Source organism: Salinirubellus litoreus, assembly GCF_037335815.1.
GTDB lineage: Archaea > Halobacteriota > Halobacteria > Halobacteriales > Haloarculaceae > Salinirubellus > Salinirubellus litoreus.
The window spans coordinates 147,276-164,637 of record NZ_CP147843.1 but is presented as its reverse complement, the minus strand read 5'-3'; the positions used below and the strand labels follow the sequence as shown (position 1 = coordinate 164,637).

At 56.7% G+C, this 17,362-nt stretch carries 11 protein-coding genes and 1 pseudogene; 3 read left to right on the top strand and 9 right to left on the bottom strand.

The genetic code is table 11. From position 1 onward, the window contains the following. Positions 1–34: 34 nt before the first annotated feature. Together WDJ58_RS26245 and WDJ58_RS26240 are read right to left on the bottom strand one after the other, a co-directional pair. Positions 35–1,132, bottom strand: a complete 1,098-nt coding sequence (locus WDJ58_RS26245) for a hypothetical protein (RefSeq protein WP_338918494.1) — start codon at positions 1,130–1,132, stop codon at positions 35–37. Next, positions 1,132–3,786: a DUF1156 domain-containing protein gene (locus WDJ58_RS26240; RefSeq protein ID WP_338918440.1), complete on the bottom strand. Its 2,655-nt coding sequence runs from the start codon at positions 3,784–3,786 to the stop codon at positions 1,132–1,134. The genes WDJ58_RS26245 and WDJ58_RS26240 overlap by 1 nt, the downstream gene beginning before the upstream one ends. A gap of 129 nt (positions 3,787–3,915) precedes the next feature. Between WDJ58_RS26240 and WDJ58_RS26235 the strand changes: the two genes are divergently transcribed. Then, entirely contained in the window at positions 3,916–4,833 is a 918-nt protein-coding gene (locus tag WDJ58_RS26235; protein WP_338918439.1) for a hypothetical protein, read from the top strand. A gap of 181 nt (positions 4,834–5,014) precedes the next feature. Here WDJ58_RS26235 and WDJ58_RS26230 read toward each other — a convergent pair whose 3' ends face one another. The 3 genes from WDJ58_RS26230 to WDJ58_RS26220 all read right to left on the bottom strand — a co-directional run bounded on the left by WDJ58_RS26230 (position 5,015) and on the right by WDJ58_RS26220 (position 7,738). After that, the gene (locus tag WDJ58_RS26230; RefSeq protein ID WP_338918438.1) at positions 5,015–5,542 is read right to left on the bottom strand and encodes a hypothetical protein; all 528 of its coding nucleotides are present in this window, start codon (positions 5,540–5,542) and stop codon (positions 5,015–5,017) included. Positions 5,543–6,444: 902 nt separating this feature from the next. Further along, complete coding sequence (locus WDJ58_RS26225) at positions 6,445–7,059, bottom strand: hypothetical protein (RefSeq protein WP_338918437.1); 615 nt, start codon at positions 7,057–7,059, stop codon at positions 6,445–6,447. Between the two features lie 124 nt (positions 7,060–7,183). Further along, complete coding sequence (locus tag WDJ58_RS26220) at positions 7,184–7,738, bottom strand: DUF192 domain-containing protein (RefSeq protein ID WP_338918436.1); 555 nt, start codon at positions 7,736–7,738, stop codon at positions 7,184–7,186. A 562-nt stretch (positions 7,739–8,300) separates the two neighbouring features. On the opposite strand from WDJ58_RS26220, the pseudogene WDJ58_RS26215 reads away from it, so the two are divergent. Both WDJ58_RS26215 and WDJ58_RS26210 read left to right on the top strand, forming a co-directional pair. After that, positions 8,301–8,585 (top strand): annotated as a pseudogene (locus WDJ58_RS26215) (hypothetical protein); the annotation flags it as partial. A 586-nt stretch (positions 8,586–9,171) separates the two neighbouring features. Then, positions 9,172–10,737, top strand: coding sequence for a Cdc6/Cdc18 family protein (locus WDJ58_RS26210; protein WP_338918493.1), 1,566 nt, complete (start codon positions 9,172–9,174; stop codon positions 10,735–10,737). A 451-nt stretch (positions 10,738–11,188) separates the two neighbouring features. On the opposite strand, the gene WDJ58_RS26205 is transcribed toward WDJ58_RS26210, so the two are convergent. The 4 genes from WDJ58_RS26205 to WDJ58_RS26190 all read right to left on the bottom strand — a co-directional run bounded on the left by WDJ58_RS26205 (position 11,189) and on the right by WDJ58_RS26190 (position 17,262). Then, positions 11,189–11,584, bottom strand: coding sequence for a hypothetical protein (locus WDJ58_RS26205; protein ID WP_338918434.1), 396 nt, complete (start codon positions 11,582–11,584; stop codon positions 11,189–11,191). Positions 11,585–11,768: 184 nt separating this feature from the next. After that, positions 11,769–12,395: a hypothetical protein gene (locus tag WDJ58_RS26200; protein WP_338918432.1), complete on the bottom strand. Its 627-nt coding sequence runs from the start codon at positions 12,393–12,395 to the stop codon at positions 11,769–11,771. Positions 12,396–12,910: 515 nt separating this feature from the next. Further along, positions 12,911–15,547, bottom strand: a complete 2,637-nt coding sequence (locus WDJ58_RS26195; protein ID WP_338918431.1) for a VWA domain-containing protein — start codon at positions 15,545–15,547, stop codon at positions 12,911–12,913. Between the two features lie 239 nt (positions 15,548–15,786). After that, the gene (locus tag WDJ58_RS26190; protein ID WP_338918430.1) at positions 15,787–17,262 is read right to left on the bottom strand and encodes an AAA family ATPase; all 1,476 of its coding nucleotides are present in this window, start codon (positions 17,260–17,262) and stop codon (positions 15,787–15,789) included. Positions 17,263–17,362: the final 100 nt, after the last annotated feature.

Here is a 17,362-nt window from a genome sequence, read left to right as displayed (position 1 = left end):
TAAAGTATATATCTGAATAGGGTAGAATCTAGTATTAAATCATCTTAGCGAACATAGAAACTCCAAAATAGACATCAAGGAACATAACTATGTTGTTCTTTCGTATATCGTGCCTAAAGCCATCTCGAGAGACTAGTTGATCGCCTACGAAAGGAACTCTTGTCTTCGTAGATTCTAATGATACGAGATTACAAGAGGGATTGGTCGACGCTTCCGGGGAGGACATTCCAGAGAATAGAGATATACTCGTCCGAATCTGTTTCAAGAGAGGCATGGAATAGAGCAGTGTAATCCCCGTACTAATTGCGTAGCTCAGCATAAGCTGTTTTCCTAAATACAACAACACCCCATCAGCGTTCAGAGAAAATTCCTGATCACCCAATTCAAAGACTACATTTCTCTCATCCGATTCAAATGCTTCTTCGAAGTCCAGGTGGTAATTAGCATGTGCGATAGCATTTCGAACATCACCAGTATTCGGATGATCGTCGGTTTCGTATTCTTGCAGGACGCTACTGAAATCAATATCCTGCTCGTGCTGCTCAGCGAATGATTCGTGCTGGGCGAGTAGAATTAGGGACGAAGTCAAATTCTCGAACCCCTGATTCAATTCATCGTTATCAGAGGTCCCGTGCAGTTGGCGAGAGATCTGGATACAATCGCTTAGGGCACTAGGAACATACCGACGTTCATCACCATCATACATTCTCTCCGACCAATCACCGTGATTACCTCGGTACGTGTTTAGGAGATCAGTCAAGGCGGAGATCTGATACCGCAAGGGGCCTTCCAACTCTTGTGCATATATCGGTGCAAAGAGATGGATACCCGCACGAGCTGTAGTATACGGTTTCTGAACATCATCTCTATACCAAGAAATCCAATCTGACCAAAACCAGTGATAGATCCGAGATCGTTCATAGAACGAGGCAGCATAGTTCACCAGCTCGTCCGACATAAGAGAGTTATATTCCGCCTCTGAGAGATTTTTCGAGAGATATACAGGAACGAGAACTGTATCGACGAAAAGCTGTTCTTCCCACTCATTATCGTACTCTGCATTCAGAAACGGCTCAACAGCAGGCTTGTCGATGATATCGTTGACGAAGTCGATTTGATCCGGATCTATCATTATTCGTCGCCGAACGCATCAAGAGACATATCCACGCCAATCATTGTTAGGTAGGTCTCGTCACCAGTCGCTTCTGCGAGGCCCTCGCAGAGCTCACGGAGTGCGTCGTCGTTCCAGCGTTCGAGGTATTCCTTCGGGTCTTTTCCTTGCTCGAAGTGGTAGCGGAGGAAGTGTGCTTTGTCGAGGTTGGTAAGATCGCCATTGCCCTCCTCAACCTTGTTCTGGACATACGCCTGACGTTTTTCGTCGTCCCATTGGCAGAGGACGAAGTCGTTGCCGTCCATACGGAACAGCTGCATTTCCTTCATCTGCTCTTCTGATGCGTCAGACCGTTTGAGATGCTTATTCAGGTCGTCGTAGGTCGGCTTCCACTCTTCAAGCAGATCTCGGTAGATATCCTGCTCACCACGGTCGTTGTCCTGAATGATTCCGTAGATTTCATCGACGACCTCCTTCGCGGACATCAATTCGCCTGCTCGGTGAACCTCGCCGTGATGCTTGGAGTACTCCTGGAAACACTTCCCCATCTCAATAACACCGATATCTCCACCTGCAAGTTCTCGATGTTCTTCTAGAATATCTCGAGTTTCTCTTGCAGTTCGAACAATCCGTCTTCGAAGCGAATCCCAGGAAACGGGCCTACGATTTTCCATTGGACGGGCGACGATGACGATGTCGAAGGCGACGGCCTCTCCACCGATGAATTTGTTTAAATCGGAGTTACTTGGGTACGTTGCGGTCACCTCAAAATCGTTCTCACAAAGGGATTCCAGTAGTTCACCCCAAGACTCTTCATCGCTATGGTGATAGGTGAATGCCAGCGTTCCGTCTTCCTTGAGAGCACGGTTAATGACATTGAGCGCTTCACTCATCTCATGCTCAAAGTCCTCCGCTTTTTTATCCAGATACGGATTTGTAACAATTGATTCTGCTCTCGGAGTCTTCACCCGATCAAATCCAGGATACTCATTTTCAAGCAGGATCTTTTGCCAGACATAGAAGTAATCAGCTACCTCTGAATAGATGATATTGTCGTAATATGGTGGATCAGTTATAACTGCATCATACTCATCTTCGGCAGTGATATTCCGCATATCATCTTGATAAACCTCAGAGTTGATACCGATGGGTTGGGCGAAATTGTCCGTTTTTTTGGTATCACCATCCTCCATATAGCGATCAGTAGGAGCTTTTGCATACTTCACTGCCTTAAGAATCATATCACGCATGTTTGAGAATGTACCTGTGCCAGATGCAGTACCCCAAATATTATTTTCAATTGGTCTGCTTGGAGGGTCGAAAGAGTTTGACTTGAAAATATTCGCAACAAGGTTTTTGCCGGGATTGTAGACAACCATATTACAATTATAGTTCAGCGTCTCACTAAACGTCAATAGCAAATACTCCTGAATATTCTGGTCATGGGTTTCAGAAATAGACTTTAGAAGTTTACTGAGGCACAGTAATTGCCTCTCATTGAACATATCAACCCAATCTGAATATCCATGATCGAAGAGGGGGTTACGGTCAACCGTCATATGCCCAGGAGGTATCTCTTCCTCAGGAACATACTCGTGAAGATCTGTCCTAGTATTCCATTCTCGCTTTGCCTTTTCGAAGAGTTGCTTATCAGCAGACTCAGCTTGCTTATAGCCTTTATATGCACTCTTTTCTAACCCTTGCTGATCACATTCTTTACAGTAATATTCAACCGCATAGAGCTGAAGTTCATATTCTTCTTCCCCCTTGATGGCATCTAAAATAGCTTCTTTTTGTCCACACTCCGGACAGTTGTAGTAGCCACCTCGTGAGACATTTCCCTCCTTGGGGACAAACCGATGATCGCATTCTTCACACTCACTTTCTTCCTGCCAATCATCCACTAAAGTAACAGCACCGCAATCCGGACAAAGGACATTATATTTATTATCGTTTTCATAACGTCCAGCGGCGACTCGATAGTCCTTAAATAAGGGTACTGTATGGCCACAAGAGACGCAATCGAGTTCCTTAGCCCAGAAATTATACATCACATCAGCGTCGTGGTCACCATTCGGGCAAGGTGTTCGATAATATTCCAGAATATCTTCTGCTACCTCCGATTTTATTTGCTCAAAAGCATGTTCAAGTTTTTCTACATCCGTCTGGCCAGCATCAAGTTGTTTCTTAGTGACAAACCACGCAACAGGGTTCAGATCCACACCGACTGAATCAACTCCGAAACGCGACGCTTCAACGAGGGACGTCCCGCCACCCATAAATGGGTCAAGAATTTTCTTATCTTTGATTCTGATATCCTTCGGATAGAAGTCCCAGAGTGGCTCAGGATCGTCAATGTCGACATTCGCAATTGCTTCAACAAGGTCGTTCTCATCCAGGCCATTATCACCAAGCTGCTGGTTCTCCCCGGGTTCATAGACTTCCACATCGTCAGCAGTCGTGTTCTGGTCAAGCAACGAGTACATCGTGATTGCACGGAAGAGACAGCCCGGGCGGCGCGCCCACCACTTGTGCATCGTGTAAATCGGACGGTAGTACTGTTTCGCCCGGCTTTCCTTCTCAGCAATTTCGTTTACTCGTTCGATCGGGAAGCCACGCTCAATAGGAAGCTCAGGACGACCCTCCGACCGCTTAGATTGTTCCTGCTCAGACATGAGTCAGCCTTACGAAGGCTTTCCGCAGGAGCCATATAAAAATACGTAACTGCCGTCTCAGAGTTCCTCTCCGAAATACCTATTTCATCGAACTGAGGACTGTTGCTCACGGACAGGTGTTCGCACTACGTGGATTTACCAATTGATCCGACACAAAACGACGCGTCACCACAAGAACTCATTCAAGATCTCCCCTCACAAGCTGCCCGTCGTCGCGTCCTCCAGGCGGCTGATATTCCCATCGATGTCGACGACCGGAGCTTCGCCGACACACTCGACGAACTCTCTCAAATCGAACTCCGACGGGCGGCGTCACAGCTCCGCTTTGCAGGAGACCGGACAGTCTACTACTACCAGGTCGATGGTCTGCGCCAGATCTCACCCGACGGAGCGACCGGCCAAGTCGGAGACGTAGGTTCCCAGGGTGCGTACGGACCCGAAGTCCAGACAGCCATCAGAGACCACGACCGCATCTATATCGTCTGCAACGTCCCCGACACTGGGTCACAAACGCAACTGACGATCTCGAAGGAAAACCGACCGACTACGGTCGCGACGTTCAAACCGAGGACACAGCTCCTCGCCGTTCGGGCTTCCGACGACGGTACCGCAGACGCAACCCTACAGGCTGTGCTGAGTTATCTTGGCTTAGATGACGCAACCCGAATTTCCTTCCTCGACACCGGATTCCGCGGACAGTTCGAAGACGCCTGTATTGATGGATATTCGACGCTTCGAGTGAGGAATACGAATCCACGGGACAGCTCGCGAGAGATCGAGGTCCGGTCAAAGGACCCAGAAGCTGGGAACGTAGCCGACGTTCGTACCGACGCGATCGTTGAAGACCTACTCCGTCGTGGCGATACGGAACTCAACGCGGCGACGGGACTCGTCACCGTCCCGACGGACGTCCGTTCAATGGAACACGGCGAACCCCTGCATCCGCGTGTGACGATCGGATTTCCGGATGGATGGGTGACCTTCGAACAGTTTGTCCCCGAGCAAATATTGATCGAGTTCGACGATGTGGTGCGAGATTCGCTCTGAGGCTCTGAGAGCGATTCAAGATCAGGTCCCGGTTACACACGATCGGACCCTAATTCGGCTCAGCTTTGCACGTTGAAGTTGGAGCATGATGTAGGGCGGTAGCAAAGACGGATGATGCCGATCACGGGCCTCTCTGAGGCAAACGTGCAAAGCTGAGCTTGTTGCAAAAGATCCGATAGGTCTATTCGAGAGACTCGCGATCTTCTTCGGCAAGTAGCTTCTCACGGGCTGAATTGACGTTCGAGCGGACGGCGTCCTCGGTGACCCCTCTGATGTCGGCCCACTGGGCGACGGTGTAACGGTTGGCCTCCTCAACGACCGTCCAGTCGACCGCTTCGTGGAGCGAGCAGTCGCCAGCGACTAGCTCGGCGAGCCGCTCGAGGAAGTCCTGTTCCTCCCATGCGAGCGCGATATCCTCGAACTCGTGATTTTCGCGGTCATACGTAGCGAACAGCTGGACAGCGCCGTTGCGCTCCAGATCGGCCCGGACATGCGCCGGGAGCGACTTTAGCGCTGCCTCTGGGAGCGGATACGCAGGCACATCGTGTAACGAAGCGACATCGAATGGCGTCAGTCCTCGGTGAGAGACATCGCCGAACTTCATCAGATACCCCGTCTCGGCGGCGAGTTGGGTCCGACCCTCGAGTAAGTGCTCGGCCAACTTGGGATAGTTGTCGCGGTCAACCGATCCGGTCTTGAAAATCGTCACGAAGTCGCGACCACCGTCCGAACCAGGCTGAACTGCCATAGATTTCCACCACGTAGTCAGTAATTCGTTCCGGTGTGATATGAATATGCGCCCGCGAGCGCTCGAAACAGCGTTTCACCGATCCTCTCGAAGCGTCGCTGCGCGTTTGGCGAGGAGCCGGAGCACCCAGCCCCGTCTCTGGTGTTGATTCTCATAAGCAACGTACGCTCGAATAGTATCGACATCGTGCATGCAGGCGACACCGGCACGAATGAGTCGTGGCTGGTCGGTATCGAGGAGCGTTGCTGGCGGGAGTTTCTCACGAATTCCGCCGTCATCTGTGCTGTTCACGTGAACTTCCTCGAATGCGCGATCTGTCGGCTTCGTTCAATTAGAGTTACCCCACTGAACTGGCCCTCTCCTAATTGTGGGGTAACACAGCTATGGGAACCGGATCGCTCTCGCAATCGAGCCATGGGTTACTCCTCAAAGAGGAACCGGAGCGAGGCAGGCTTGTCCTCAAGCGTCTGCTGGGTTGGATCGCTGGACGGAAAGAGCATCTATTGCCGGGCCACCGGGGGATTGGCCCTCAACTCCGGTCGGTCGTCGACGAACGCTTCGCTCGTCGGCATCGCGAGCCTCCGTTGCGGTTTTCGGCAGTCAACCTGGAGACCGTGTTTGGTGAGTGTCGCCTCTATGTGTGGCGCTTCGATCGCAATCCTCGCGATCTCGAACCGAGTCTGCCGGGTCGTGTGTAGCGAGCTGGCAGGACGTGGTGATCGATTTCGAGGACTAGTCGAGAGATTGGCGCAGTCAGTTGGTGTCGTCATTGGTGTCACGGAGGATCATCTGGTGAGCCCCCTCACTCAATTGTGATCGATAAACTGCCGGCAAACGGGCTCCCCCCAGTCGATTCAAGAACTTCACAGAGATTGTGTGGCGAACACGCCCGAATTGTCGATGAACGGTCCCTGGATACTCGCGGTCAACGCATTCGGCCGACCACCCTCGAACTGTCCGTCAATGCTGAACGAAATAGACCATGGACCCCGGCCCGCCGGGTTGTCAGGCGTCCGGCAAGACTCCACCTCACGAGTCTCGGCGTATATTCGAGCGTGACGACCATCGACGACCACCGTCCTGAGCCCGACGGTGTCGCACTCCCACTCAACGTGCCCACGGCCGCGCACCTCGAAGCGGTTACCCTTCACGTCGATGGTGAGTTGATCAGCCAGCCGGAGCATACTGTCCCGCCGACGTTCGTCGGCCACCTGGACGGTTACCCCGGTCACCGTAAGCCCGTCGACGGGATCGTCGTACGGGGACTCGTTCGACGGGGGACTATCAACCGGCCCGTCGGTTCGTACTGCAGGCGTGGACTCGACCGTCACGGGTGGATCCCCTGTGACCGTCGGACTCGTCGACGGCGGATTGTTCGACCTCGTCGGGTCGGGACGATCTTCAGGAGCGGTCGTCGTCGAATCTCCTACCGGCGTGGAATCATCTTGACTTCTCTCAGAAGAGCCGAAGAGATTCATACAGCCGGCGAGCCCGCCGAGTCCGGCGGTCGCGACCGCACTCAGCAGGCGCCTGCGGGAGGGACCAGATCGGGGCTGCGTTCGGCTCGATGTGGTAGTCTCGTGGGGGATCGTGCTGGTGTCGTCATATTAAATCACGTTCGCGATTGGGAACCAACTGCGAATCGAACGAATGCGTCGGCCCGGTGATCCGGACCGATGTCCCTGGAACGATGGCGTGGTTCTCTGCAGTACCGTGGGGGATCTCGAGGATCCACCGCGCTCGACCGGAGTAGTGTGTCAGGTCGTCTTCGGGAACACCGGGTTCGAGGGATGCCGAGTGAATCGTTGTCACGGTCCCTGACCCGTCGACGAAGACGATGTCGATCGGGTAGTTCATTTCGCGCATTACGATCGCTCGGTCGTCGGCCTCTTGATCGTAGACAAACAGCAGGCCGGTATCGTCGGGGAGCGTCGCGGTTCCACTCAGACCTTGGTAACGCTCGGGGCCTGTCTCGGCCACCCACACGTCGTATACCCACAGCGTGTGCCCGCGCTGGTTCTCAAAGAACACCCGATGGGCCGGCGACTCATCTGAGATCACCGATGACTCGATACCCGGCGATTCAGCGAATATCTCCGGGAAGATAACGGCGCCAGCAATCGCGAGGACCGCCACCCCGATTACCAGGACCGCCACAAGCGTCGCTCGTAGCTGAGCATTGTTTGGTAATCTCTTGTCACTCTCCTCGGAACCAGGGGGATCGGCAGTTGGTGTTGAAAGCGCCGGGTCATTCATTATCGCGAGATATCGAATTTTGGCTCCTCAGCAGCATTAAGATTCAGAGCGTACGCATTGCGTACGCCGGCTTCTCGGACATTTCAGACCTCGCTTCCCTCGTGAGCACCCACCACCGTGTCCGCAATTTCACTCGCCGAGCAGCGGTTACCGTCTCGTAGCACCCACCATCATGTTCGGAATTACACCTCCTCGGTTTGATGCCGCTGCTACGACACCCACCACTATGTCTGCAATTTCACTCTCGGCATTCCCCGTCTCGATCTTCCCAGCACCCACCACCCTGTCCGCAATTTCGGAACCATCCATTCAGGTTCTAATCGTGGTATTCTATTGTGGTATTTTCTCCACCAGTCACCCACCACCACGTCCGCAATTTCACCACCTTGTTTGATGTCGCTGTGACGGCACCCACCACCACGTCCGCAATTTCGGCTATCTTCATCAGGGTTAGGAATGCGGAGTCGAGGTGTTGAAGGAAAGCGATCGGGGAACATCGAAGACGTGTGGCCGGTGTGGTGGTGACACAAACGTAAATCGCGTCGATCGTGGCTTGTACAGGTCCCCGAGTTCATACGGTGAGGATAGAAGTACCGGTTGTGTAGCTCAGCCCTCGGTTCACCTGTTCGACCGCGAAAGCGGGACGTTCCAGACGGAAGAACAGGTTGTGTCGCAGATCGACAAGTATCCCATCTCGGTACGGGGAGACTTCGCTGTGAACGGCGAGGAGGATGTCGCTTTGAGATGAGCCGCATGAAGAAAATCCCACCAACCAAGATTAGCCGATCGCCCACCCACCACAGTGTCCGCAATTGCAGCCACAGAAGTGGTACACCAGAAACCAGGATTCAGTTCTCCTCTAAGGCGAATAGCGTAGGGAAGAGTGAATGAAGTCAAGATCCAAACGTAACTCGAGAGAGTACGGAGACATTGATTGACGGAGTACTGGCGTCTGTCGAGAGTGCTGCCGGAAAAGTAGAAGCGTGACAGCTCTCACGAGGCGTTGGACAGGAAACGTGAGCCCACACACACCACCCTGTCCGCAATTACACCGGGAGAGAGAATACGCCAAAACACACGAGAGCCGCGCGATGTATATGAATCGCGTGATAACAGCTGCTACCACGAGCCTATACTTAGTCTAGAGTTGCTCTTCCTCTTACCTTACCTTACCTAGTGGAAAAGTATATGTATATAGTATAGGAGCGCCGGTGACTTCTCCTTCCCCACCGTGTTTCTGGTTCTAGAGCCGACCGTTCACGGTCTCTTGTTACCGTGTCTGGCTTTCTCCCACCCCCTCTCTCTTAGGTCTGAAATTGCGGACATGGTGGTGTGTGGGGGTAGTCCTCCTAACGTGGAAAGATGCCGTGTTCGATAATCAGACAGGCGACTACCGAGAGACAACCCTCCTGTTGAGGACGACCCGGACATTACCGACATGGGGGTTTATATTCCTCGGGCTTTCATCATCTCCCAGAGTGTCACGATACGCATCCAATTCAAATATTTTCGATCAAGAGGAGGTGTTACGTGAGGACCACCACCCAGACGAATTACCGGAACGGAGCGAGGAGCTTGATCAGCTCCATATGGCACTTTCCCCGGCCGCTCGAGGAGTTGGAGCGAACAACGTTTTCCTGTACGGGAAAGCTGGGCAAGGAAAGACGGCTGCTGCTAAGCATGAACTCTCCGAACTCCGTTACCACGCCAAAGAAGAGTCCGATCATCTGGACCTAACCGCGCTATATATATCGTGTGAGTCGCACGACATTTCCACGTCTTTCCGGGCGGCCTCACGCATCTATATGGAACTGACAGGGAATGACCGTCCGACTGGCTACTCGACAGATGCCGTTGTAGATATGATGTACGACGCGATGAACGAGATCGGTGGGACGATTATTATCGTCCTCGACGAAATCGACTCTTTGGGAACCGATGACCGGATTCTCTACAGCTTACCTCGGGCTCGATCGCAAGGATATGTGAATGACAACGTGTATCCGAGCGTAATCGGCATCAGCAACGACCTCCAGTGGCGGGATAATCTCAGCCCGAAAGTCAAGAGTTCTCTCTACGACGATTCGGTTCTCTTCTCCCCGTACGACGCCAAACAGTTGCGCCAGATCCTCAGGCGCCGTGCAGCCAAAGGGTTCCGTGGTACAGAACTCGTTCCAATCGACGAGAACACGTCTGTCGATGAATCCACTGACAAAGTCGTAACGATCGACAATTCGGGAGATGAGTACGTGTTCCGAAGCGGTGTTCTCTCGACAGATGTGATTCCGCTCGTCTCGGCAATTGCCGCCCAAGACAAAGGAGACGCCAGGCAGGCTATCAAGTATCTCCGAAAAGCGGGAGAGATCGCTGACAGGGCTGGCGACACAAAGGTTGAAGACAGCCACGTTAGAGCCGCCGAATCACAGGTCGAGAAAGAAACTGTCCGTGAGGCGATGCTCGAGATGACGACGCAGGCTCAGCTCACTCTGGCCGCCATCACCGTTGTTGAGCTGGCGGGCGACACGCCGGCTCGAACCAAACCCATCTACGGTGTCTACAAAAGCATCGCCGAGGAGGTCGGCTCCGACAAACTGGTGCAGCGACGAATGCGTGATCATCTAAAGGAGCTTGACATGCAGGGAATCATCGACGCTCGAAAGAAGACCGGCGGGTCGGTGGGTGGTCCCGCGTATCACTTCGAACTTCAAGTCGAGAAGGACATCGTCAAAGACGTTCTAGAGAACGTTACCCGATTCGCATCGATTGACTTCGATAGTATCGGCTCTGATGATCAGCCCGGGCTTGAACGGTACACCAGACTTGGGTTGGACGAGGACACCACCCCGTTGAGAAACCCTTGGAAATTCAAACTTCGTCACGTTCCAGTTCAGGGTCTGTGATCCGGAGTTTGCCGTCGACTTCGTAGAGCCATCCAGAATTCAGCAGGTGGTCTATTGCGTACTCCGCATCGGATGGCTCATCCGGAAATTCCCCGTGGGCAAGGAGTTGCTCACGCGCACGGTCGCGAGGGAGCCCCTCACTACCGGCGTCCGCAATCTCAGCCGACAGGATCTGGTATCCTCGTTCAACCCAGTCGGGCAATGATCGTGGTTCATTGGACCACATACTTTCTCACGCTCTGACCACCGATAGACATCAGTTCGTTCGCTGTCAGTGTTAACCTCCCGCAATATGTCCGACGTGTGGGTGACAATGCTACCTCCCATTCCCTGCTGACTACCACGGCTCCCAGGAAACGACTCCAGGGATCGAGACGTTACCCCACGAACCTATTCACATCTCTCTTTGTGGGGTAACTATTCGCTGTCGGTCACCAATAGCTGACACTCACTATTCTTCGATCTCACCCTCTGAATCGTGCCTTAGCACGATTTCGCGAGGACCGGCTTCAAGAACGTCCCCATCGGGGAAGTGGTACCGCGTGGTCCGTAATTCAAACCCGAGGAGCTCCTCGTAGAGGAACTGGTTACGCTCTTCGACGGTCATAGCGGCAGTTTCGCGGATGACCGCACGAACGTAGTCGGCGACGGCTGGTGGCACGTCAATATCGACCTCGCTTTCGATGGGGTGTTTCTCTCGGAGTTCGGGGCCGCGTTTGAGCAGGGCGAGATGGTCTTCGATGTCCGATTGCATATCAGACAGGTCGGATCGGATCGCGTCGAGATCGACCTCCTTATTTTGAGGGGCGTCGTCGTCACCAGGAATTTCGTCCTCGGTGGGTGGCATGTGACCACTTGGCGGGGAAATCGATTAACTACTCGGTTTGGGTCATGAGAGTCCCTGTACCAACTCTACCCCAGTTGCTTGATTCGGAGGATGTGACTGTTCCACGTTACCCCACGATAACCAGATACTGCGGAATGTGGGGTAACTCTGGAAGTTCCACGTACCCTGTCCGACTTGTCGGAGGTCATCGGTGAGTCTTCGACTCCGCTTGAGGCGTGTGCCGACTGGCGATCGCCGGGCTCACGAACCGCCGCGCTCGATGCGGGATGTCCAGTCCCTGGGTGACCGGCAGGAAAATCGAATCTTCCCCGCTGGCAACGACGGCGGCGAACAGCTCGTGCTTGCACAGAACCCGCCACGGTCGGTCGTGCTTGTACGGACACGAACAGACCAACCCGTCCGACCAGGGCAATAGTGGATACCGGCTCCCGCTGGCGTACTCCCCAACCAGCAGCGGAGCCGGAAGATCGATTCCGAAGTCGCTCGGTAGCGGCGCACATTCGACGGTATTCGAGGAGAGATCGCTCTCGCGAACGACGAACCGGCCGGGGACTCCGTACTCTTGTGCCACCGCCCGAATGTCGGCGCCGTCGTTGACGACGATCATCCCGACGAAGGCGTTCTGCTCAGTGAGGGCGTCGATGTCGGCGGCGTTCCTGACCGAGGGCGGCAGGAGCGAGCCGTACGATGAGCGTTTCAGGACGTGGTAGAGGTTCATCCAGGGAATGATCGTCGAATACCAACGTTCGCGACGCGCCTGTTCGTCCTTGAGAGCAGCACGTGGGTCTTCAGCGCTCCGGCAGACCTGCAACCGGTGGGCGAGAAACGCGGGGACGTCGTCTAAATCTGCCGAATGGTTCGCCTCGAAGCGGTCGTAGTACCGTCGTTCTTCGCCGAGCGTGCGCCGACAGGAAGCCTCCGCGTACAGCAGGCCAGCCGGTTTCGACCGTCCCGCCTCTCGCCACGGGTCGGGGCCGGACTCACCGGGATCAGTCGTCCATGGGTTGTGCTGATCGAGGAGGTGTGACCGACGGATCGGGCCGCCGGCCATCAAATCCAGTCGGATACGGTGTTCGATCGGCTCGATGGCGGGCGGTTCGTCGCCGACATCGTAGCGGTGCCGCTGATCAGTCTTTGCGAGCGCTCCAGGGGGGAGCGAGAGCGGTGGGAGGTCCCTATCACTCGTGTGGATTCGTCTTGTCGTCATGGATTTCGAGACGACCCAGTATCGGGTCTACCTCACCCCCTTGTGATCGATAAATCAAGAACGAGATTGGACAGAACAAGGCACTCGAGGAACACTACTGTCGACTGACGATAGCAGATTCACAATCCGGTGAGGAGACTCGCAAACTGATCGAGCCGATCGTCGATTGCGTCGATATCGTACACTGCCGCCTGCCGCTCGTAGTACGGGGCCAGCGCTGAAGCGTCCGGCGCGAGCGTCCCCGGTGCGCAGTCAGTCGCGACCGTTAGCGAACACACCGGCGCATACGAGTCTCGGAGTTCGTGTTTGACGGCCTCGACGTCGCTCGGGCGGTCATCAGTGATGGTGATGATCAACGGCTCGTCACGCTGGGTGTCCACGACCGTCCGGGCGAGACCGATCGCCTCGGCCAGGGGCGTCCCGCCACCACAGTCGGTATCGAGGAGCGTCGTCTGGACGTGACGCGTCTCGACGGCGAACGGTTTCGCGAGACGGGCCTGACCGTCAATGAAGTCGACGATGGCGACACGAATCCCCAAGCCTTCGGCAGCGACGGCGAGCCGGGTGACCGCCCGGGTGGCCACCTCGATCTTCGCGGGATCGCCATTGCGCATCGAGCCCGATCGGTCCAGCACGAGCACCAAGGCGTAGCGCTTCTCCCGGCCGGGCGTCGGGGTCTCACAGACCCGCGGATCGCCGATTGCGAGTCGGTGCCCGGCGCGGGTATCGTACTGTCCGGCTGTTAGACCGGTCCGGGTTCCCCGCTGGCGTTCGAGTGTGAGTTCCTTCTCGAGGACCTGCGCAACGCGGGCGGCGCCGTCCTCGACGGCAGCCCACTGAGCGGGTGAGACGATGTCGTCCGTGACCGGGGCGAACACGATGTCGCCGAGGCTCTCTGGGCCAGCCCCGCTCCCCCTCGCGTCGTGCGTCTCAGCCGCGGACTTGGGCCCGTCACCAGAGTACTGTTCACTGTCCCGCTGCTGCCGGTCGAGCACGCCATTGAGCTCCTGAAGTTCACGTTCGACGGCCCCCCGGTCGACCTGCTCCCGTGCTGCCTCGCGCTGGGCCGCCTCTCGATCGTGCTCAAGCCCCTGCTCGTACTCCGCCGGCGACGGTGCGACCTGCTCGTCGCCGCCGTGAGCCGGCCCCGGCGACGGCTCGTCCGCTGCTTCGTGATCGATATCGCCGGGGCGACCGTCTATTGGTTCGTCCTCACTGGACGGCTTTGGGTCGCCCATCCCGTCGTCTTCTGGGCCTTCCTCGGAGGGCTCGGGCGCTGCCGATCCAGACTGGAACGCCTCAAGCGAGGTCTGCGCCGGGCTTTCATCCTTGTCGGCATCTGTCCGACCATTTTGAGGACCCAACGGAGACGAGCGATCGCCTCTGTTCCCCGGATCGTCCCGGTCTTCGCGGGCTCGCTCGGCAGCCGCCGCGAGTGCTTGCGGTCTCGATGGGTGATCGTCGAGCTCTTCGCCCGGCTTGATGGCTGGTTCCGACCCTGATTCTGAGTCGTCGTCCGCCCCCGGCAGATGATCGTCACGATTCTGGCCACTCCCTTTCTGTTCGACTGGAGGAGATGCGGGATCGCCGGTGGGTTCATCGAGATCTGACGGAGGTGAACTGACCGAGCCGTTCGAATCATCTATGTCGGGGTCTGGCGTCACCGTCGGGTGGTCGAACACGTCTTGATACGGATTCTTTGTCTCCTCGCGATCGAGCGAGACGCCGGCTGCCCCAGGGGTTTCAGCCGGGTCGTCCTGTGGTGGGGAGCAGTCATGACCGTCGTTCCTTGAGGTGGTATCCTCGTTCCCCTGCGAATCATCGGTCGGCTCGACGGTCCCTGCGACGACCGGCTGGAGCGTCGACGTCCAGGTGTCGATGACGCGGCGTGCCCGCTCGACCGAGGCGGTCTTGTCGTGCGTGTGGGTTGCGTCGTCGAGGTCGACGCCCCGAATAGCGAGGGCATCAGCAGCGAGTTGTTCCAGCGCATCTCGCACCATCTTGAAGGCGATCTCGTCGGCCTCAGAGACGAAGCCGACGCGGTCGTCACCCTCGTCGAGCAGGACTTCGGTGGTGCCGGTCGGGTACACCGCGGCGTCGTACAGAGCGGTGGTCACAGCGTCCCAGAACGAGAGGCGTGCCTGCTGCCCATCTCTGAGGTCGTCGGGAGTCTGCGAGTGGATTCGGCGGGTGAGTTCGAGCCGGATCTCGGTAGTGTCGCTGAAGTTCGCGCCGTGGACCGCCTCGTGCTCGATTGCGCCGTCCTCGACGATGTTAATCAACTCGTGGACGTGCTGATGGTATTCCGGATCGACCTCGGCGTCGAGCAACGTGGCGATTGGGGCAATCGCGGTCTTGAGGATGTGAAGGAGCTCGTGGAAGGCGAGGCCGAACTGGTGGGCGTGGTCGGCGGTGAGCTGGTCGTTCAGCGGGACGCGCTCCAGCGGCGCCGGCGCAGTCGTGATGAGGACGAGAAATTCGGCGTCGACGCCCTTGAGTAACTGAGCGGCTTTCCGTCGTTCGAGTTCGGTAGCGTCGCTACTGACGAGCGCGTCGACATCGGCGGGCAACACCGCCGCCGTCTGAACTGTAGGGGTGAGCACGATCTCGATATCGATGCTTGGCGGGAGATGACCCTGAAGAAAGGACCGGAGCCGGTCGCGCCGACCGGCTGACGCCCGAACCCGGGCGTGGATGTCGGGGGTGAAGGTTTCGACGAGGGCATTCGAGTCGCCGGCGGAGTTGGTCTTGGACATGATGAGGAACGGGAGGTGTAACTTCTCCGCTCCCTTGCAGGCGCTAAATCTGCAAAAGCAGTTACCCCACGACCTTTGGAAGTGATCCTGTTGTGGGGTAACTACTGGATTCAGTCCTGAACCCAATCAACGACGTCAGTGCGGGGACGGACCCAGGATGCTCTACAGACTGGGACAGCACGCCAACTCCATCAGGTACTGTGGATTTCCATAGAGCCCATCACTCGTTGAGATAGCTCTCAGAGGTAATCATCGAGCGTCTCGTAGGTATCTCCGGGATACTGATTTGGCTCAGCAACCGCCCACACCTCGTTCTTCACCGCGGCCTTCGGCGCGGCGCCGTCCTCAATGTGTTCGCAGACGACCACGAGGTTCCGCGTCGACAGCGTGGGCCAGTTACCGTTCTGGCGGGTTTGATGGGCGAACTGGACGATCTTCCTGAGAGTGCCTCTGTCTACGACACTGTAGCCGCTGTTGACCTGAGCATCCAGCGTGTCGAGTTCGACCTCAACGTCTTGGATGTAGGGCTGTTCGAGCGCCCGGAACCGCCCCCGGGTGGCGGAGTTCATCGGCTCGGAATCGCGGTACTCCCTGGTTGGGGGGTTCATCGTGATCACGATCCGCGCCGACGGATGGGGTTCGACCAGCTCGCCGTGAGCCTTCACCAGTAGTTTCCCTTCGTTGAGCAAGCGATGGAGCGCCATCGCGGCGCCGGCTCGCATCACGGGGAACTCGTTGAGCACCAACACCGAGCCGTTCAGCAGTGCCTGCTTGGCGGGGCCGGTCCGAGGCACAATCAGACCGTCCTCGGTCGGCGTCAGTGGTCCGAAGAGGTCCTCGGTGTGGGTCGCCTCATCACAATCGATGGAGACGTATCCCCGGTTTGTCTCGTGGCAGAGGTACTTGATCAGGTAGTTCTTTCCCGAGCCGCGCGGCCCGACGAGGCGGACGGGGACCAGTCCGCGAGCGAGTTTCTTCGCGAGCAGTTCATCGAGCGGGAGTTGGAGTCGCGGTTCGATGGGGACAGCCGGCGGGACGACCCCACCGGCGTCATCGACAGGAAGCGCGTCGTCGCCAGCGTCGGGGTGGGTCGCCGCCTTCGGCACGTCAGGATGATCTGGATCGTCGAGGACGTGCAGGCCGGTCGCTACTGGATCGTCGGCGTTGCGATCGACCGCGCTGACGTACTGCGTCTCGAGAGCGTCGGGATCGAGCTCATCTGTTCGGTAGACCGGTTCGCCCACGGCGACATCGGTAGTCGCAAGATCGACCACTCGGGCCACGCCGCGGTCCGTCTCGGTGTCGAGCCGGCGAGCGTATCGCTGGGCGGCAGCAGATGCGAGACGAGTCCCGACAGGGACGTGCTGTGGTGCCTCCTGGAGGATAGCTGCCGCCCGACTCTCGGTGAGCGTCCCGGTCAGCCCAACGAGGTCGTCGACACCGGCGTTAGCGAGGTCCGCGAACGTTTCGTAGCCCGCCTCCCGGAGGGCGTCGTCGATGCTCTCGGTGACGACGCTGATGATGGTGAAGTCGGGCGTGTCCACCGCGGCCCCGAAGGCCGCGACGATGACGTCAGGTTCGGGACCGTGGGGAGTGACGCCGGTGATCGTCGTCGTTCCGCCCGCACCTCGCTCCAGCGTGTAGATCCCGGTGTCGACACCCTCGTCGATGAGGTCAGCGGCGGCCTGTTCACCGATATCGACGTAGTCGCTCACTCGAAGGGTGACTCGTTCGAGCGGGACCTGGCCCCCCTCACGTCGGAGGAGTCGTCGTACGAGGTGGCTCAAGACGGCCTGTTCGTCGGGCTGGCTGTCC